Origin of the sequence: Bradyrhizobium sp. SZCCHNPS1003 (assembly GCF_032381555.1) — a bacterium.
GTDB lineage: Bacteria > Pseudomonadota > Alphaproteobacteria > Rhizobiales > Xanthobacteraceae > Bradyrhizobium.
The window spans coordinates 285,578-303,938 of record NZ_JAUHIU010000008.1 but is presented as its reverse complement, the minus strand read 5'-3'; the positions used below and the strand labels follow the sequence as shown (position 1 = coordinate 303,938).

General features: G+C 65.6%; 18 protein-coding genes, 1 tRNA gene and 2 pseudogenes. 12 read left to right on the top strand and 9 right to left on the bottom strand.

The genetic code is table 11. From position 1 onward, the window contains the following. The first annotated feature begins 281 nt into the window (after window positions 1-281). From QX126_RS15660 to QX126_RS15645, 4 genes and pseudogenes are all read left to right on the top strand, one after another. Entirely contained in the window at window positions 282-740 is a 459-nt protein-coding gene (locus tag QX126_RS15660) for an FMN-binding protein (protein WP_315715594.1), read from the top strand. Continuing rightward, entirely contained in the window at window positions 721-1,617 is an 897-nt protein-coding gene (locus QX126_RS15655) for an FAD:protein FMN transferase (RefSeq protein ID WP_315782069.1), read from the top strand. The genes QX126_RS15660 and QX126_RS15655 overlap by 20 nt, the downstream gene beginning before the upstream one ends. Then, window positions 1,607-2,137, top strand: a complete 531-nt coding sequence (locus tag QX126_RS15650; RefSeq protein ID WP_315775888.1) for a hypothetical protein — start codon at window positions 1,607-1,609, stop codon at window positions 2,135-2,137. Before QX126_RS15655 ends, QX126_RS15650 begins: the two co-directional genes overlap by 11 nt. Before the next feature lie 93 nt (window positions 2,138-2,230). Then, window positions 2,231-2,818 (top strand): annotated as a pseudogene (locus QX126_RS15645) (tyrosine-type recombinase/integrase); the annotation flags it as partial. 17 nt (window positions 2,819-2,835) lie between these two features. Here the strand turns inward: QX126_RS15645 and QX126_RS15640 are convergent. Beyond that, window positions 2,836-2,908: transfer RNA gene (locus QX126_RS15640), tRNA-Ile, on the bottom strand. Window positions 2,909-3,084: 176 nt separating this feature from the next. Continuing rightward, window positions 3,085-4,050: a tripartite tricarboxylate transporter substrate binding protein gene (locus QX126_RS15635; RefSeq protein ID WP_315782067.1), complete on the bottom strand. Its 966-nt coding sequence runs from the start codon at window positions 4,048-4,050 to the stop codon at window positions 3,085-3,087. A 122-nt stretch (window positions 4,051-4,172) separates the two neighbouring features. Between QX126_RS15635 and QX126_RS15630 the strand changes: the two are divergent. After that, window positions 4,173-5,122, top strand: a pseudogene (locus tag QX126_RS15630) (TAXI family TRAP transporter solute-binding subunit). A 63-nt stretch (window positions 5,123-5,185) separates the two neighbouring features. Here the strand turns inward: QX126_RS15630 and QX126_RS15625 are convergent. From QX126_RS15625 to mobA, 3 genes are all read right to left on the bottom strand, one after another. Next, window positions 5,186-6,397 (bottom strand): ABC transporter substrate-binding protein, encoded by a 1,212-nt coding sequence (locus QX126_RS15625; RefSeq protein ID WP_315738686.1) that lies wholly within the window; start codon window positions 6,395-6,397, stop codon window positions 5,186-5,188. Window positions 6,398-6,583: 186 nt separating this feature from the next. Further along, window positions 6,584-7,174, bottom strand: coding sequence for a cation transporter (locus QX126_RS15620; protein WP_315775891.1), 591 nt, complete (start codon window positions 7,172-7,174; stop codon window positions 6,584-6,586). Between the two features lie 9 nt (window positions 7,175-7,183). Continuing rightward, the gene (gene mobA, locus QX126_RS15615) at window positions 7,184-7,813 is read right to left on the bottom strand and encodes a molybdenum cofactor guanylyltransferase MobA (protein ID WP_315782065.1); all 630 of its coding nucleotides are present in this window, start codon (window positions 7,811-7,813) and stop codon (window positions 7,184-7,186) included. A gap of 242 nt (window positions 7,814-8,055) precedes the next feature. On the opposite strand from mobA, the gene mobB reads away from it, so the two are divergent. From mobB to QX126_RS15595, 4 genes are all read left to right on the top strand, one after another. After that, window positions 8,056-8,589 (top strand): molybdopterin-guanine dinucleotide biosynthesis protein B, encoded by a 534-nt coding sequence (gene mobB, locus QX126_RS15610; RefSeq protein ID WP_315782063.1) that lies wholly within the window; start codon window positions 8,056-8,058, stop codon window positions 8,587-8,589. Window positions 8,590-8,707: 118 nt separating this feature from the next. Further along, window positions 8,708-8,947 carry a sulfurtransferase TusA family protein gene (locus tag QX126_RS15605; RefSeq protein ID WP_315738740.1) on the top strand — a complete coding sequence of 80 codons (240 nt, stop codon included), beginning with the start codon at window positions 8,708-8,710 and terminating at the stop codon, window positions 8,945-8,947. 729 nt (window positions 8,948-9,676) lie between these two features. Further along, entirely contained in the window at window positions 9,677-11,332 is a 1,656-nt protein-coding gene (locus QX126_RS15600) for an OFA family MFS transporter (RefSeq protein ID WP_315771955.1), read from the top strand. 221 nt (window positions 11,333-11,553) lie between these two features. Beyond that, window positions 11,554-11,811: a hypothetical protein gene (locus QX126_RS15595; RefSeq protein ID WP_315782061.1), complete on the top strand. Its 258-nt coding sequence runs from the start codon at window positions 11,554-11,556 to the stop codon at window positions 11,809-11,811. 36 nt (window positions 11,812-11,847) lie between these two features. Here QX126_RS15595 and dapA read toward each other — a convergent pair whose 3' ends face one another. From dapA to QX126_RS15575, 4 genes are all read right to left on the bottom strand, one after another. Further along, a complete protein-coding gene (gene dapA, locus QX126_RS15590; protein ID WP_315782059.1) occupies window positions 11,848-12,798 on the bottom strand; it encodes a 4-hydroxy-tetrahydrodipicolinate synthase in 951 nt (316 codons plus the stop codon). After that, window positions 12,795-13,070 carry a hypothetical protein gene (locus QX126_RS15585; RefSeq protein WP_315775897.1) on the bottom strand — a complete coding sequence of 92 codons (276 nt, stop codon included), beginning with the start codon at window positions 13,068-13,070 and terminating at the stop codon, window positions 12,795-12,797. Before QX126_RS15585 ends, dapA begins: the two co-directional genes overlap by 4 nt. Window positions 13,071-13,202: 132 nt before the next feature. Then, the gene (locus QX126_RS15580) at window positions 13,203-13,487 is read right to left on the bottom strand and encodes a hypothetical protein (protein ID WP_315782057.1); all 285 of its coding nucleotides are present in this window, start codon (window positions 13,485-13,487) and stop codon (window positions 13,203-13,205) included. A gap of 18 nt (window positions 13,488-13,505) precedes the next feature. Then, window positions 13,506-13,958: a hypothetical protein gene (locus tag QX126_RS15575; protein ID WP_315782055.1), complete on the bottom strand. Its 453-nt coding sequence runs from the start codon at window positions 13,956-13,958 to the stop codon at window positions 13,506-13,508. Window positions 13,959-14,397: 439 nt separating this feature from the next. Between QX126_RS15575 and QX126_RS15570 the strand changes: the two genes are divergently transcribed. From QX126_RS15570 to kdpB, 3 genes are read left to right on the top strand one after another with little or no spacing between them, the layout of a single operon-like run. Next, window positions 14,398-14,487, top strand: coding sequence for a K(+)-transporting ATPase subunit F (locus QX126_RS15570; protein WP_018454042.1), 90 nt, complete (start codon window positions 14,398-14,400; stop codon window positions 14,485-14,487). Between the two features lie 33 nt (window positions 14,488-14,520). Beyond that, entirely contained in the window at window positions 14,521-16,224 is a 1,704-nt protein-coding gene (kdpA, locus tag QX126_RS15565; RefSeq protein ID WP_315782053.1) for a potassium-transporting ATPase subunit KdpA, read from the top strand. Between the two features lie 16 nt (window positions 16,225-16,240). Further along, entirely contained in the window at window positions 16,241-18,358 is a 2,118-nt protein-coding gene (gene kdpB, locus QX126_RS15560; protein WP_315782051.1) for a potassium-transporting ATPase subunit KdpB, read from the top strand. Window positions 18,359-18,361: the final 3 nt, after the last annotated feature.

The following is an 18,361-nucleotide window of genomic DNA, read 5'->3' as shown; positions in this document are numbered from 1 at the left end:
AACACTACTCTCTCGACTGACATTCGGAGCCATTTGCAGCGCGCTTGGTTGCGAACGTCGCAAGAACGGAGGCAGACCCGCGAACGGGTAGGGCTGTTGCCGAGGCAAAGTGTGATCGATCGCTCGGGTTCATTGTCGCACTGAACTGGATGGTTCGGAGCGTCGCTGCTGCCGTTTAGACGGCTTCGCAGGAGAGGTTGACAGCGATTGATGCCCTGAGAAGACGAAAATGCGTTCGGCGAGGGAGGGCGTACCATGGAAACAAAGTTGAGGTGGACGAGATGAGCGATTGGTTGAAATGGACGGCGCCCGCAGTGGCCGTCATGTCGATCGCCGCACCGGCCCATGCCATTCAGTACATGAGCGTCGAAGAGGCGCAGAAGGCCGCTTTTCCGGGAGCCAGCTTTTCCGAAGTCCAGCCGGGCAGGGTATGGAAGGCGAGCAATGGCGGCTACTTCTATTACGATCACGTCGTCGGCAAGCACCTCCTGATTGACTACACGGTTGCCGTCGGACCCGACGGGCGGGTGCGTCGCGTCGACATTCTGAACTATCGCGAATCCTATGGCGGCGAGGTGCACGATGCCAGCTGGCTCGGTCAGTTCGTCGGCAAGAGCAGTCAGAACGAGCTTCGCATCAACTCCGACATTCGCAACATCTCGGGCGCCACGCTGTCCTCGACCCACTTGACCGAGGGCGTTAAGAAGGTGCTGTCGTATCATGCCAGCCACTTCCGCTAACCTTCGACGAGCACGGGCTCTGCTCGGGACATTCGTCGAGATCGACGTCACGGATGCACACCGCTGCGATGCGGAGAATGCCGTTGAAGCTGCGTTTTCCGCGGTGACCGACGTGCATCGGCTGATGAGTTTCCACGATCCCGACAGCGACGTGTCGCGGCTGAACCGCGCGGCATCGAGCGGCGTCGTGAATGTGCATTCCTGGACCTACGCCGTGCTGAAGATGGCGCTCGATGTGACCCATCACTCCGACGGCGCCTTCGACGTTGCCGTCGCCGGCGCCGGCGCGGGAAGGCCGTCTGTGGGCTCGACGGCGCAAGCGGATGTCCCGCAGTCGACTGCGATCGAGTTGCTCGCCGACGACCGCGTCCGTTTCCGCGATTCCGCCGTCAAGATCGATCTCGGCGGCATCGCCAAGGGGTTCGCCGTGGACCGCGCGATCGCGGCGTTGCAGAGCCGCGGCGTGCGCTCCGCAATGGTCAATGCAGGTGGGGACCTCGCCGCCTTCGGGCCCGATGCTCGCATCGTCCACATCCGCGACCCGCGTTTCCCAGACAGGCTTTTGTGCCAGGTCGAAGTAAGCAATGGGGCGCTCGCGTCGTCGGCGCGCCGCTTCGACCCGTTTCGATCGATGGAAACAATGGATACAGCGGTCGTCACGCCTTCGACCCGGCTGCCCACAGGGGTGGCCCACGGCGCCACCGTGAGCGCGCCAACCTGCATGGTTGCCGACGCCCTCACCAAGGTCGTGATGGTGGCTGGCCAACAGGCTGCGGCGCCACTGGCGCGCTTCCAGGCGAGCGCGATGTTGATTGCGGCGAACGGCGCCATTCATACGACACCGGACTGGCAAGGAGTTCACCAGCATGCGGCTTAAAGGCTTGTTTCGGTTCGCCCTCTACGGAATTCTCGGACTCTTGTTCGCCAGCGGGGCGCTGTGGATCTATGCCGATCAGATGAAGACCCGCACGGAGCTGGACAGCGAGATGTGGCAGCAGGCCGCCGCATTCCTGCTGAGCATGCATGGCGGAACTGCAATGGTGACGCTGATGCTGCTTGGGGCGCTCGGTCCCGTGCACGTCCAGCGCGCGTGGCGTGCCGGGAAGAATCGAGCGACCGGTATCGTCAGCCTCGCGATGTATGGTCTGCTCATCGCGACGGCGTTCGGGCTCTACTACGTCGGATCCGAAGCGCTTCGGCCCTGGATCAGCACGGTCCACATTGCGTTCGGGCTCGGCGTTCCGGCTGTCATCACCGCCCACATCATCGTCGGCCGCTCGAGCGTTGTCGCCACGGCTCAGTCCGTGCGGCCACAACGTGCGACCTCTCCGACCCTGGTTCCTGCCGACGCGCCTGCCGATGCCGATCTGGTCAACGTCATGAGCAAGGTAGGTTGACCGCATCCGGCGTTGGGCCGAGCAGGTCTCCATCCCGGCAACGACTTCCTTGCTCGCAGTTGGCCAGTCGCCGCATGGAGGAATTCTCCGAGCCGGCGGCCGCTGCGCCATATCGCCCGTTTCTTGCTGATCGGGTTGTACACTGGTACGCGCGCTGGGGCCATCGCGTCGGCTTCGCCTGAGCGCGACGGAGGCCGGTCATTCGTCGATCTCGATCGGGGGATCTTCTATCGCCTCGCGGAGGGCAAGCGAGCGACTAACAAGCGGCAGCCTCCAGTACCGATACCAGGACGGCTTTTGGCGCACATGCGGCGCTGGACGCGGCGCGGCGCAGTGCGTTCGCACTTCGTCGAATGGAACGGCCAGCCGGTGAAATCCGTCAAAACTGGATTTGCGACCGCGGTGCGGTTGTCAGGGCTGTCGCTGAGGGAGGGGAATATCTCGCCGCACACGCTGCGCCACACGGCAGCGACGCGGCTCATGTAGAGGCGCGCCGACCCCTGGCAGGCCTCAGGTTTTCTCGGAATGTCGGTCAAGGTACTGCTCGACACATATGGCCATCATCATCCGGATTACATGCGCGAGGCCGCGGCCGCGATTACGTCAAAGGACCGCAAGCAGAACGTATCGGTGGTCGAAACAGTGGTTGACCTGGAGAGGCACTTGGCCCGCAAGCCGTAAACTATTGACTTTGCGAGTGGGCCCGGCAGGACTCGAACCTGCAACCAGACCGTTATGAGCGGTCGGCTCTAACCATTGAGCTACAGGCCCCGCGGCGCGGAGGTCTTGCTGGCGGCGGGCAGGAGCGGGCCTGTCCGGCGCGGCGTGGGAACCCCAACGACGGTTCGGGCTCCGTTTACAGCCTGGCCAGCCATCCGGCAATGCCGCTACCGGATCGTTTTGGCGCGCCGCCGTCGCCGCCGGCCCGGTCTCGGCCCGCCGCGACGCTAGTCCACCGAAACCCCGGCGAATTCCACCACCTTGCGCCACTTCTCGGTCTCGTCGACGACCAGCTTGCCGAACTCCGCCGGCGTCATCGCGCGCGGGATGCCGCCGGTTTCGGTGAGCCGTGCCACCAGCTTGGGGTCCTTCAGCGCCTCGCCGACCGCCTTGTTGAGAATCTCGACGATCTCAGGCGGCGTGCCCTTGGGCGCCGAGATGCCGTAGAAGCCAACCGATTCGTAGCCCGGCACGGTCTCGGCGATCGCCGGGACGTCCGGCACCGTCGGCCAGCGCTGCGGCGAGGTGACGCCGAGCGCGCGCACGCTGCCGCCGCGCGCCTGCTCCAGCGCCGTCGGCAGATTGTCGAAGATCAACTGCACCTTGTTGGAGATGATGTCCGGGAACGCCAGCGCCGAGCCGCGATAGGGCACGTGCAGCATGTCGCATTTGGTCATCGCCTTGAACAGCTCGGCCGCCATGTGCACCGAGGTGCCGTTGCCGGAGGAGGCGAAGGCGATCTTGCCGGGGTTCGCCTTGCAATAGTCGATGAACTCCTTCACCGACTTGGCCGGCACGTCGTTGCTGACCACCAGCATGTTGGTGAGCTGCATGATGCTGGCGACCGGCACGGTGTCGCGGATGAAGTCGTAGGGCAGCTTCTTGTACAGCGAGGTGCTGATCGCGTTGTTCGGCGCGACGAACAGCAGCGTATAGCCATCCGGCGGCGCGTTGATCGCGGCGGCTGCGGCGATGTTGCCGCCCGAGCCGGTGCGGTTCTCGACCACCACCTGCTGGCCGAGCCGATCGGACAGCCACTGCGCCATGATGCGCGCGACGATGTCGACCGGCCCGCCCGGTGCAAAGCCGATCAGCCAGCGGATCGGACGGTCGGGGTAGGCCGCCGCGGCCGGTTGTATCGCCAGGCATGCCGTGACCACCAGGCCGGCCAGGAACGTGCGCGCCCACTTCATCTCGTCCTCCCGAAGTTCTTGTCGTCGTCTTTGGCGACATGCTTCCATAGATCTGCACGCTTGCATACAAGCTTGTGTCGGACGCGCAGGCAGGGAAAGGCAGGCTCATGACGTCGTTGCGAATGCTCGGCCTTGCCGTTGCGCTGGTGTCCAGCGCCGCCGCAGCGCAGCAGGGAGGGAACGCCATCAGCAAGCTCACGATCAGTCTCGGGACCGCGACGCCAGGCGGCGGCTTTCCGCTCTATGGCGATGCCTTTGCCAAGGCCCTGAATGACGCCGATGCCGGGCTTGCGATCGTCACGCGCAACACCAAGGGCAGCAACGAGAACATTCCGCTGCTGGAGCAGGGTGAGCTCGATCTCGGCCTCGTCGCCGGCGAGCCGGCCTACCAGGCCTTCATGGGCATCGACCGCCCCAAGACGCGGCTCAAGATCCTGACCGCGATCTTTCCAGCCCGGGCCTGTTCGTGGTGCGCGCCGACAGTCCTTATCGCAGCATCCGCGATCTCGTCGGCCAGACGGTGGTGTTCGGCGCCAAGGGCTCGGGCCTGCCGATCATGTCGCGCTACATGCTCGACGGGCTCGGCCTGCAGCAGGACCAGGACTTCAAGGCGATCTATCTCGACCGTGCTGGCGACGGCCCGGCCATGGTGCAGGACGGGCGCGCCGCGGCGCTGTGGGGCGCCGGCATCGGCTGGCCCGGCTTCGCGGCGATGGCCAAGGCGCCGGGCGGTGCCCGCTTCATCGCGCCGTCCGCCGAGGAGATCGCGCAGGTCAGGGCGAAGCACGGTTTCCTCAAGGCCCTGACGGTGCCTGCCGGCAGCTATGCCGGGCAGGACGCGGCGATCGATTCGATCGGGTCATGGAGCTTCGTGCTGGTGCGCGAGACCTTGCCCGACGACGTTGCCTACCGGCTGGCGAAGACGCTGCATGGCGCGGAAGCCGCGCTGTGCAGGACGCTGGCGCAGGCCTGCGAGACCACGGCCGCTACCACCGTTGCGGCAGCGCCCGATCTCGCACTGATCCATCCAGGCGTGATGCGATATTTGAAAGAGATTGGCGTTGCCAAGTGAACCGCTGTCGTCCCGTCGAACGCCGGCGTTCGACGGGACGATGCCTTCATCGTTGCGGCGCCATCACTTCTTGATCAGCGGACACGCCGGATCGGGCGGGCCGAACGCGTCATCGCCTTTGATGGTCGCGAGGATTTTGTAGTAGTCCCACGGATATTTGCTCTCCTCCGGCGATTTCACCTGCGCCAGCACGAGATCGTGCACCATGAGATTGTCGGCGCGCAGCTTGCCGTTGCGGGCGAAGAAGTCCTCGACCGGCGTGTCCCGCATCTTCGCGGCGACCGCGAGCGGATCGTCGCTGCCCGCCGCCTTGATGGCGTTGAGATAGTGCATGACTGCGGAATAGACGCCGGCCTGCCACATCGTCGGCATCCGGTTCATCTTGGCGAAATATCGCTTCGACCATTCCCGCGTCTTGTCGTCCATGTCCCAGTAGAACGAGGTGGTGAGCAAGAGCCCCTGCGCCGCCGGCAGGCCGAGCGAATGGATGTCGGTGACCAGCGCGAGCAAAGCCGCCATCTGCTGTCCGCCCTTGAGCAGGCCGAACTCGGATGCGGTCTTGATCTCGTTCATGTTGTTGGGCGGGCCGGCGGCGATGCCGATGATCTTGGCCTTGGAGGCCTGCGCCTGCAGGATGAAGGACGACAGATCCGGCGTCGCGAATGGCGGCCGCACCGCGCCCACGACCTTGCCGCCATTGGCGGTGACGACGCTCGACGCGTCGCGCTCCAGCGAATGGCCGAAAGCGTAGTCGTCGGTGATGAAGAACCAGCTGTCGCCGCCGCGCTTGACGACCTCCTTCGCCGTGCCGGTGGCGAGTGCGCGGGTGTCGAACACCCATTGCATCGCGTAGGGCGAGCAGAACTTGCCGTGGAAATCGGCGGAACCGGTCGACTGGGTGATGAACAGCTTCTTCTTCTCGGTGGCGATGGTCTGCACCGCGAGGCCCACCGCGGAGACGGGCACGTCGACGATGAGATCGACCTGCTCGGTGTCGTACCAGCGGCGCGCGATCGCCGCGCCGATGTCGGGCTTGAGCTGATGATCGCCGACGATGACGCTGATCGGCTTGTCCAGAACCTTGCCGCCGAAATCATCGACCGCCATCTGCGCCGCGGTGACGGACCCTTGTCCGGTCGGCGTCGAGGCCGGGCCGTTCATGTCGCTGAGCACGCCGATCTTGACGACGTTGTCGGAGATCTCGGCCTGCGCGGCGGTCGTGACCAGCAGCGCGGCTGCGGCCCACGCCGCCCGCTTCAAACAGCTGAGTTGCAATCAGTCCTCCACCGATACCGGCATGATGCCGTTGTTTGTTCCGGCTCTGCCGGCCGGTCCGCCTATCTGCAATCAATCCAGGGCGGCCGTCAATCATGCCGGACGGCGGAGCGGTGGAGCGATCCTGTGCGCTGCAATGCCGCAAGCAGCGAGGTCGTCGCTCACGCGCGCGGGCTCCTCGGCCGTTCAGGCCTTGGCGGTCTTCTGCTCCTCGTGCGCAGCCTCCCACACCTCGCGTGCGGCGTCGGCGTTCATCAGTGCGATGCCGACGCCCACGATCAGGTCGGGCCAGATCGAGGGCCACACAAAGGCGGTCACGAGACCGACCGCGATGATCGCGATGTTGGCGAAGGCGTCGTTGCGTGCGGACAGGAAGGCGGCGCGGGTCAGGCTGCCCCGGTGGTCCCTGACCCGCGCCAGGATCAGCGCGCAGCCGAGATTGACGATCAGCGCGCCGAGGCCGGTCACGGTGAGCGGCAGCGGCGCGGGCACGATCGGCGTGAAGAACTTCTCGCCGGCGGTCCACAGTCCGGCGATCGCCGGCGCCAGCAGGATCAGCGCCAGCACCTTGCCGAGCAGCGCCCGCCGCGGCGGGCTCCAGCGCAGCGCCAGCGCAATCAGGATGTTGACCGAGGCATCTTCCAGAAAGTCGACGCTGTCGGCGAACAGCGACACCGAGCCGATCGCCAACGCCACGGCGAACTCGATGCCGAAATATCCGAGATTGAGCACGGCAACGGCGAGCACGGCGCGGCGGACCATGGTTGTCGCGTCCATCAGGCGTCCTCAATCCTCGAGAGCTGCGAGCCGCTCCGCCTCGGCGAGGTCGAGCGCGGTATTGGCATTGAAGAACGGATCCAGCGGAACCGACGGCCAGCGCACGGTCGCGACCTTGTAGCGCGCCGTGAAGCGGGTGACCTTCCGGATGTCCTCCGCGACCAGGGCGTGGCGAAGGTCCTCGCGCAGCCCGACCGGCCACAGCCCGATCACTGGGTGGATCTGTCCGCCGGACGCCGCCAACGCCAGTTCGGCCTGCTCCGCCGCCCGCGCTGTCGCCAGCCGTGCGACCAGATCACGCGGCAGGAATGGACAGTCGCCGGCGGCGCTCAGCATCCACCGCGCCTCCGGCATGTGCGCCGCAACCCAGTCGAGGCCGGCGAGAATGCCGGCGAGCGGGCCCGGAAAGCCGACGACACCATCCGGCACGACTGTCAGGCCGTTGCCTGCGAAGCGCGCGGGGTCGCCATTGGCATTGAGGATCAGCCGGCTGCACTGCGGCGCCAGCCGCGCGATCACGCGCTCCAGGATGGTGCGGCCGTCGACCATGCGCAACGGCTTGTCGCCGCCGCCCATCCGCTGCGCGCGACCGCCGGCGAGCAGCACGCCGGGGATCGAAGTCGAGGTCATGGCTGTCATCGCGGGTTCGTTACCACGACTGCTGCCAGGGCGTCAGCGTTGGCGCGCACGATCCACCATTTGAGTCTGCGGGGCGGCCGCACGCACCGGCATGCCCCTCGCTTACGGGCCTTGCCTGGTCCGCGGGGCTGCTGGCATGACAGCGCGAAGCGTGGACATGGCGTTCCACCCGGCCTTCGGGCCATCGATCGATTCCGCGCTCCTGGCTGTGCGAAAGCGCCGGGGCTTTTCTGGAGACCGCGATGAAAGTCATCGGCCTCGCCGGCTGGAGCGGCGCCGGCAAGACCACGCTGCTGACGCGGCTGATTCCTCATCTCAAGGGGCAGGGACTGCGCGTCTCGGTGATCAAGCATGCCCATCACAAGTTCGACGTCGACGTTCCCGGCAAGGATTCGTGGCGGCATCGCGAGGCTGGCGCCGAGGAGGTCCTCGTCGCGTCGGGCACGCGCTGGGCGCTGATGCACGAGCTGCGCGGCGCAAGGGAGCCGGCACTCGCGGAGCTTCTGGCGAAATTGTCTCCCGTCGATCTGGTCGTCATCGAAGGCTACAAGGCCGGGCCGCATCGCCGCATCGAGGTGCATCGCACAGCCAACGGCAAGCCGCTGCTGTTTCCCGATGATCCAGGCATCGTCGGGCTCGCCAGCGACGGCGATGTCGAGACCGTGCTGCCGCGCGTTCATCTCGACGATATCCCGGCGATCGCGGCGCTCGTCCGCCATCTCGCGATGCCGCTGGCGGACGTTCTGGCGTTGTGCGACAAACTTGGTGTTCCGTGATGGAACTCGCGCGAGTTCGCAACGCCAGTGTTCCTGGCATCCCAGGAACCCAGTTCAGGGTTCCCGTGATGGTGCGGCCCGGTTGACGTGCCGGAACCGCTTGGCCATGGTCGCGCACATGATGATGACGAGGCTGGATCTGACGGGCCTGAAGTGCCCACTGCCGGTGCTGAAGACCCGGAAGGCATTACGGACGCTCAAGGCGGGAGAGCGGCTCGAAGTGTGCTGTACCGACCCGCTTGCGGTGATCGACATCCCGAATCTGGTACGGGAGACCGGAGATCGGGTGGAGAGCGTCGATCGCACCGAGCGCGGCATTCTGTTTCGGATCGAGAAGGCGGCGGGACCGGCCGGATGACCCGTGCGGCGGTGAACATCCTCTGCTGCAGGTTGCTCGAACTACGTAGTTCGTGCGTGCGATCTCGACGCATCGATGTGTCAAGGGATCGTGCTGCTTCCTATCGTCGCAGCGGCGTCAACCCGAGCTCACAACAATGCCGCGTTCTCAGTCCAGGCTTGCGACGCTGTCGCCAGGCAAGGACAAGTTGCTTCTTCTTCACGTTTCCGCGAGCGCGCGCATGCGGCCTTAAGCCGTGTCCCGTCGCTGATCGCCCGGACATCTCATTAGTTGATTCCATCAGGAATGGTCGTGACGCGTCCGGAAAGTAATCGAGAGCAATGTGGCTACAGCCGTGAGTGGCGGTCGCGTTGGTTGCACGTGAATTTGTGTGTTTGTTAGCAACACATTCCCGCTGCAGTGCGATCAATCCACGAAGATCGACCGATTATTACCATTTTACTATCGACAATTTGCCTCAGTTCTGCACCAATTGAGACGCTTCCGCGGAGGTTGCGGGAGACGAGTCATGCCCGCTGGGGAGCGGGCCAGGCAGAACAGCGGCACAAAGATGAGGGCATAACGTCTCGGGTGGGGTGTTATGCGCATCGAGCCAATGATGAGCGTTTGTGCGTTGCGGGACTGCTCTGGTACGCGATAGCGGGCGGGGTGAGTGGGCGTATTGATTCTGATCAAGGGGACAGAACATGACGTTGTTGCGTTGGACGGGAGTCCGTAGGGGAGGAATGCATGGCTACCATTGAAAGCGCGGGCACGCTCCCGGGCTCGCAAGCGGGGATCTTCGATCGTGAGCACACGGTCGCCAAGGCGGGGTTCAACCGCTGGCTGGTTCCTCCGGCTGCGCTGTGCATCCATCTGTGCATCGGCATGGCGTATGGCTTCTCGGTGTTCTGGCTGCCGCTGTCGCGCGCGATCGGCGTGACCAAGACCCAGGCCTGCCCGGACATGACCCTGGTGCAGGAGCTGTTCACGACGACCTGCGACTGGAAGGTCGCAAGCCTTGGCTGGATGTACACCCTGTTCTTCGTACTGCTGGGTGGCTCCGCGGCGGTCTGGGGTGGCTGGCTCGAGCGGGCCGGACCGCGCAAGGCGGGTGCCGTTGCGGCCTGCTGCTGGGGTGGCGGCCTGCTGATCGCAGCGCTTGGCATCTATGTGCACCAGCTCTGGATGATGTGGGTCGGCGCCGGCGTCATCGGCGGCATCGGCCTCGGCCTCGGCTACATCTCGCCGGTGTCGACCCTGGTGAAATGGTTCCCGGACCGGCGCGGCATGGCGACCGGCATGGCCATCATGGGCTTCGGCGGCGGCGCGATGATCGGTGCTCCGCTCGCCAACCTGCTGATGAACTACTTCAAGACCCCGACCTCGGTGGGTGTCTGGGAGACTTTCGTCACGATGGGCGTGATCTACTTCGTCTTCATGATGATCGGTGCCTTTGCCTATCGCGTCGCTCCGGTCGGCTGGCAGCCCGAAGGCTGGACGCCGCCTGCTGTCAAGAAGGCAATGATCTCGGAGCACCATGTGCATCTCGACAACGCGCACAAGACTCCGCAGTTCTGGCTGGTCTGGTGGGTGCTCTGCTTGAACGTGTCGGCAGGCATCGGCGTGATCGGCATGGCCTCGCCGATGCTGCAGGAGATCTTCGCCGGCAAGCTGATCGGTCTGCCCGACGTCAGCTTCAACCAGCTCGACGCCGGTCAGAAGGCCGCGATCGCGGGCATCGCGGCAGGCTTTGCCGGCCTGTTGTCGTTGTTCAACATCGGCGGCCGCTTCTTCTGGGCGTCGCTTTCGGATCACATCGGCCGCAAGAACACCTATTACTGCTTCTTCCTGATCGGCATCGTGCTCTATGCGCTGGCGCCGACCTTCGCAGCGATGGGGTCCAAGCTGCTCTTCGTGGGGGCCTTCGCCATCATCCTCTCGATGTATGGCGGCGGCTTCGCGACCGTACCTGCCTATCTGGCCGACCTGTTCGGCACCCAGTTCGTCGGTGCCATCCACGGCCGGCTGCTGACCGCGTGGGCGACGGCCGGCATCATCGGTCCGGTGGTCGTCAACTACATCCGCGAGTTCCAGCTCGCCGCCGGCGTGCCGCGCGACCAGCTGTACAACACGACGATGTATATCCTCTGCGCCATGCTGCTCGCCGGCCTGATCTGCAACTTCCTGATCAAGCCCGTCGATGACAAGTGGAACATGAGCGCGGACGAAGTCGCGAAGTACCAGGCGGAGCTCGCCAAGAACGAGTCGGCGATCCAGCACGGGTCGTTCGGCATCGGCAAGGGCGGCCTCGACGTCAAGGCCGCCCTGTTCTGGGCCTTCGTCGGCGTGCCGCTGGCCTGGGGCGTTTGGAAGACGTTGGAAAGCGCGGTCAAGATCTTCTGACCGATCGACGATGATACAAACGGGGCGGCCGGATCGGCCGCCCCTTTTTTTGCGCGGTGCTGCGCGGCCGCTAGGTGGAAGCTCGCTTACCGCGAAAGCGCCGAACCTCCTTGCACTTATTGATTTCCTATACGAGACGAATTCGGCCTCTCTCGCATTCCTACGCTGCTGGGCTCCATCTTCCGCCTTGCGGGCCGGATCTGGCGCCGGCCCGACGGAGAATGGACATGAGCGCGGTTGACCTGTTTCGCGAAGCCCGCGGCGCTATCGGCCTGAGAGCCATCCGGCGGCCGCATCCAATCAAGACGCTGCGCGGCATCTTCAGGACCATTCATGCCGCGATCGCCGCGGCCAAGCTGCGGCGCTTGCGCAACGAGCTGCTCTGTCGGCGCAGTTCCGTGGCGTCTCCGTCGCTGCCGGGTGATGCGAGAGTCCGGCCGCGGTCGCCGCAGATTGTTGACGACAAAGGGAGCTTCTGAACGATCGGTCCTCGCGGCACCGCGCGGTGGGCCCTCTCAACACCGGACCTCTTGCCTCCGTGACGCGGCTGCGGTGTGAGCGCTGAGCAGCGTCATGGCCTGCATGACGGCTGCCATCGTGGGAGAGTCCAAAGCTGTCAATGGCAGACGAACGCCGGCGGCGATGAGCCCCTGGAGACTGAGCGCGTATTTGACTGCGGCCGGCGTATCGCGGCTGAATGCCTCGATCAGCGGCAGCAACTGATGATGCAGCCGTCGCGCAGCGCTCCAGCGGGCGCGCTGACAATAGGCGAAAAGCGCGCCGCAGAGCTGCGGTGCGACGTTGGCCACCAGCGAGATGTTGCCGTCGCCTCCGGCGGCTGCGAACGGCACCGCCGTCGCATCGTCGCCTGATAGCAGGCGGAAGCCGACCGGAAGCCGCGATCGCAGATGTACGGTCCGTCCGATATCGCCGGTGCCGTCACGCAGGCCGACGAATTGCGCCCACCGCGCAAGGCGCACCAGTGTATCGTCGGGCAGTGCGCGTCCCGTGCGCGACGGGCAATCGTGCAGAATGACCGGCAGCGCCGTCGCGTCGCCGACGGCGCGGAAATGCGCGTAGATTCCCTCTGCCGTAGGTCGGTTGTAGTAAGGGACCACCGACATGATCGCATCCGCGCCGGCGGCTGCCGCCTGGCGGGTGTTCTGCACGGCCTGGAGCGTCGCGTTGGATCCTGCTCCGGCGATGACGTGGACCCTATTGGCGGCCGCCGTCACTGCCGTGCGAATGACCTGTTCGCGCTCTGCCGCGGTGAGCGTAGATGCTTCGCCTGCGGTCTCGCAGACCAGGATCGCGCTGGCGCCCGCTTCGATCTGCCGCTCGCACAGTCTGGCGAGCGCCGGGCGGTCGAGCGCACCATTGGCATCGAACGGGGTTGGAATGTCCGCGATGGTGCTGGCGAGCCAGCGTGCGGCCGATCCAGGCTGCATCCTGAGCGCATCGCTCATGCGACCGGTCGCCTTCCGCTCGCGAACAGCAGACCGATCGGAGCAAGCCGGCCATCGGCATCGAGCTCGATCGTGCGCGCGAGCTCGACGATGGTTTCCGGATGGTGGCCGTTCTCGAACAGCGCATATTTCATCGCCTCGGCACGGCTCACGAACAGGCCGCCATAGAGCCCATTCTGCTCCTGGGCGACCCACTGGCCACGGCCGTTCTTGCCGATGAAGACGAGCGCGGGGGCCGGCATGCTGCACGATGGGGGTTCGAGACTTTTCACGGGACTGTTCCTTGTTGTGGTGTGAGCAGGCCGGTCGGAACGATCGGCGCTCATGGACGGCAATATCGAAGGCGAGGGGTAGGAATTCGAGATGGCGCCGCGTGCGATCGCATAAGAGCGGTGTAAGGGCGCTTAGTTTCCGGACGGCTGGATCAGCGCCATCACCGCGCAATAGAGCGCGGTGTAGCCGATCATCTCGTCCCAATGGTTCAGGCTCGCGGCGAACACGCGCTCCCGACGCAGCATCGCGAGCACGGCACACAGGATCGTCGTCATCCAGAGCAGGGCAGCGAGGCTGCGACCGAAGCCGATGCTGCCGAACGCGGCGAACAGGATGAGGACCAACATTCGTAGCAGAAATCGAAGCAGCACCCTGGCGGCCGGAAGCTCCGTGGCCTTGTCAGCGGAAAGCAACATCGCGGCAATGACGGCGGCTCAGAAATTGTCGCAGCAGAGCAGGTCGGCGACCGCCGGCTCCGTCGTGATGCCGCGCCTTGCGTCAGGCTGCGAGACGCTCGGCTCGAGACGGCGGGCTTCGGCCGCGGCGTGGAGAATGGCGAGGGCGAGATCGCTGTGGCGGGCTTCAGCGCAACGATCGAGCCAGTCCGGCAATTCGCGCTGTTGCGACAATGCGCAGTGCCATTCGCCGTCATCATAGGCGATGCGGCGGAGCTGCCATCCCGGCAGTTGCAGCGCGATCAGCTCGAGCGCGGCATCGATCCGCGCCTCGACCTCCAGGAATCGTGCGATCCGAAGCCGGCGCCGCCCGCGCGCCGACAAGGGTGAGACTCCCTCGTCGTCGTCAAGCAAAGCCGCCAGCATCGCCGTGGTGGTCTGCGCGATCTGTGCCGGCTCCGGCACATCCGGTCGTGTCGTCAAGGCAGCCATGCTGGCCTCCCGTCGTCAGTGAGCGTTGGCCCGGTGGGCCCTGACCGGCAATGTGGCCGACGGCGCCGTAGGAATGCGAGAGGGGCGGGGGCTGAGAGAAATAAGCGGCGCATAAAGACGCCTCCGCCGTGCGGCCGCTCATATGCGGACGAGGCCCGCAGCCGGGCGATTTTGCCCGGGGAATGCCGCGGTCTTTATGAGATTCCTATAACTCAGCCGGTGGTGCCGTCTCGAAAACCTACGAGGCCCGATGCCATCTGTCCGCCATGGAACGGACCGTGGCTGCACCGGCGCTCGCGGCCGCTCCACGCATTGCGCGTCTTTCGCGCGCATGAGGAGCACACCATGCTGGACATCCTGATGCTGGCGCTGGCCGCCGGCTTCTTCGCCTTGGCGATCGGCTACACCTATGCCTGCGAGCGACTCTAGGAGACGGGCCATGATCTTCGACTATTCGCTCGCCGGCGCCGTGTCGCTCGGCCTTCTGTTCTATCTCACCTATGCGCTGCTGCGGCCCGAGCGGTTCTGACCGCCGGCTGTCGCGCCTTCAAGGACACATCCCATGACTGTGATCGGCTGGATCCAGATCCTGCTCTTTTGCGCCGTCATCGTCGCGCTCGCCAAGCCGCTCGGCTGGTACATGACGCGCGTCTTCAATGGCGAGCGCACCTTCCTCTCGCCGGTGCTGCGGCCGGTCGAATCCGCGATCTATTGGATCGGCGGCGTCGATGAGCGGCGCGAGCAGCATTGGCTGACCTACACGGCCGCGATGCTGCTGTTCCACGTCGGCGGCTTCCTGATCATCTACGGCGTGATGCGCTTGCAGGCCGTGCTGCCGTTCAATCCGGCCGGGCAGTCGGCGGTAGCCGAAGATCTGTCGTTCAACACCGCGATCAGCTTCCTCACCAACACCAATTGGCAGAACTACGGCGGTGAGAGCACGGTCTCCTATCTCGTGCAGATGCTCGGCCTCACGCACCAGAACTTCCTGTCGGCCGCAACCGGCATCGTGCTCGCGATTGCGCTGATCCGCGGCTTCTCACGCGCCTCGGCGCGGACCGTCGGCAATTTCTGGGTCGATGTCGTCAGATGCACGCTCTATGTGCTGCTGCCGCTCTGCATCGTCTACACGCTGTTCCTCGTCTGGCAGGGCATCCCGCAGACGCTCGGGCCCTATGTCGAGGCGACCACGCTGGAAGGGGCGAAGCAGACCATCGCGGTCGGCCCGGTGGCCTCGCAGGTCGCGATCAAGATGCTCGGCACCAATGGCGGCGGCTTCTTCAATGCCAACGCCGCGCATCCGTTCGAGAACCCGAACGCGCTGTCGAACTTCATCCAGATGCTCTCGATCTTCGCGCTCGGCGCTGCGCTCACCAACGTGTTCGGGCGCATGGTCGGCAACCAGCGCCAGGGCTGGGCGATCCTCGCGGTGATGGGCGTGCTGTTCATCGCCGGCGTGTCCGTCACCTATTGGGCCGAGGCCAGCGGCAGCAATGTGCTCAACGCGCTCGGCCTGACCGGCGGCAACATGGAGGGCAAGGAGGTCCGCTTCGGCATCGTCGCGTCGTCACTGTTCGCCGTCGTCACGACGGCCGCCTCCTGCGGCGCGGTCAATGCGATGCATGACAGCTTCACCGCGCTCGGCGGCATGATCCCGCTCATCAACATGCAGCTCGGCGAGATCATCGTCGGTGGCGTCGGCGCCGGCCTCTACGGCATGCTGCTGTTCGTCGTGCTCGCGATCTTCGTCGCCGGCCTGATGGTCGGGCGCACGCCGGAATATGTCGGCAAGAAGATCGAGGCGCGCGAGGTCAAGATGGCGATGCTGGCGATCCTGGTGCTGCCGCTGATGTATCTCGGCTGGACCGCGGTCGCCGTGGTGCTGCCCTCGGCAGTTGCCTCGATGGCCAATGCCGGTCCGCACGGCTTCACCGAGGTGCTCTACGCCTACACCTCGGCGACCGCCAACAACGGCTCGGCCTTCGGCGGCCTCACCGGCAACACCTTCTTCTACAACCTCACGCTCGCGTCCTCGATGTTCGTCGGCCGCTTCTTCATGATCGTCCCGGCGATGGCGATCGCCGGCTCGCTCGCCGCGAAGAAGTCGATCCCGCCCTCGGCCGGCACGTTCCCGACTACGGGCGGGCTGTTCGTCGGTCTCGTCGTCGGCGTCATCCTGATCATCGGCGGCCTCACCTTCTTCCCCGCTCTCGCCCTTGGTCCAATCGTCGAGCATCTCGCGATGGCCGCCGGCACCGTGTTCTGATCCCGGAGCAACCTCCATGGAAACCATGAAACTGCAGAAGCGCTCGTCGATGTCGACGATGCTCGACCCGAAGATCGTGCTGCCGGCCATCAAGGCCGCTTTCGCCAAGCTCGATCCGCGGCTGATGATCAGGAACCCCGTGATGTTCGTCGTCGAGGTCGTCGCCGCGCTCACCACGGTGATCTTCCTGCGCGACGTCGTCACCGGCGGAGCGAACCTCGGCTTCACCTTCCAGATCATTCTCTGGCTGTGGTTCACCGTGCTGTTCGCCAACTTCGCCGAAGCCGTCGCCGAAGGCCGCGGCAAGGCGCAGGCGGATTCGCTGCGCAAGACGCGCACCGAGAGCCAGGCCAAGCTGCTGACGGGCGCGAGCCCGGCCGATCACACCTACAAGCTCGTGCCCGGCACCAGCCTGAAGGTCGGCGACATCGTGCTGGTCGAGGCCGGCGACACCATTCCCTCCGACGGCGAGGTGATCGAAGGCGTCGCCTCGGTCAACGAGGCCGCCATCACCGGCGAGTCCGCTCCCGTCATCCGCGAATCCGGCGGCGACCGCTCGGCGGTGACCGGCGGCACCCAGGTCCTGTCGGACTGGATCCGCGTCAAGATCACGGCCGCACAAGGCTCGACCTTCATCGACCGCATGATCAAGCTGGTCGAGGGCGCGGAGCGGCAGAAGACGCCGAACGAGATCGCGCTCAACATCCTGCTCGCCGGCCTCACCATCATCTTCGTGTTCGCGACCGTGACGATCCCGAGCTACGCGGCCTATGCCGGCGGCTCGATCTCGGTGGTGGTGCTGGTGGCGCTGTTCGTGACCCTGATCCCGACCACGATCGGCGCGCTGCTGTCGGCGATCGGCATCGCCGGCATGGACCGCCTGGTGCGCTTCAACGTGCTGGCGATGTCCGGCCGCGCGGTCGAGGCCGCCGGCGACGTCGATACGCTCCTGCTCGACAAGACCGGCACCATCACGCTCGGCAATCGCCAGGCGACTGCGTTCCGTCCCGTCAGGGGCGTGAGCGAGCAGGAGCTCGCCGACGCGGCGCAGCTCGCCTCGCTCGCCGACGAGACACCGGAGGGCCGCTCGATCGTGGTGCTCGCGAAGGACAAATACGGCATCCGCGGCCGCGACATGGCCGAGCTCGGCGCGACCTTCGTGCCGTTCACGGCGCAGACCCGCATGAGCGGCGTCGATGCCGGCGGCTCCTCGGTGCGCAAGGGCGCGGTCGACGCCATCCTCAACTCCATCGGCGGCGGCCCGACCCAGCCCGTCTCCGGCAACACGGTGCGCGCGGTCCAGCCGGTCGAGAGCGAGCTTGTCCGCGAGATCCGTGCAATCTCCGACGACATCGCCAAATCCGGCGGCACGCCGCTCGCGGTCGCCAGGGACGGGCGCCTGCTCGGCGTCGTCCAGCTCAAGGACATCGTCAAGGGCGGCATCCGCGAACGCTTCGCGGAGCTGCGCCGGATGGGCATCCGCACCATCATGATCACCGGCGATAACCCGATGACCGCGGCGGCGATCGCCGCCGAAGCCGGCGTCGATGATTTCCTGGCGCAGGCGACGCCTGAGGACAAGCTCAAGCTCATCCGCGACGAGCAGGCCAAGGGCAAGCTGGTGGCGATGTGCGGCGACGGCACCAATGACGCGCCGGCGCTGGCGCAGGCCGATGTCGGCGTCGCCATGAACACCGGCACGCAGGCCGCGCGCGAGGCCGGCAACATGGTCGACCTCGACTCCAATCCGACCAAGCTGATCGAGGTGGTGGAGATCGGCAAGCAGCTGCTGATGACGCGCGGCGCGCTGACGACGTTCTCGATCGCCAACGACGTCGCCAAGTATTTCGCGATCATCCCGGCGATGTTCCTGGCGTTCTACCCGCAGCTCAACGTGCTGAACGTCATGAACCTGGCGAGCCCGCAGAGTGCGATCCTGTCGGCGATCATCTTCAACGCGCTCGTCATCATCGCGCTGATCCCGCTGGCGCTGAAGGGCGTCGCCTACCGCGCCATCGGCGCCGGCGCGTTGCTCGGCCGCAACCTGATGATCTACGGCTTAGGCGGCATCATCATCCCCTTCATCGGCATCAAGGCGATCGACCTGATCGTGACCGCCTTGCATTTGGCTTGACAC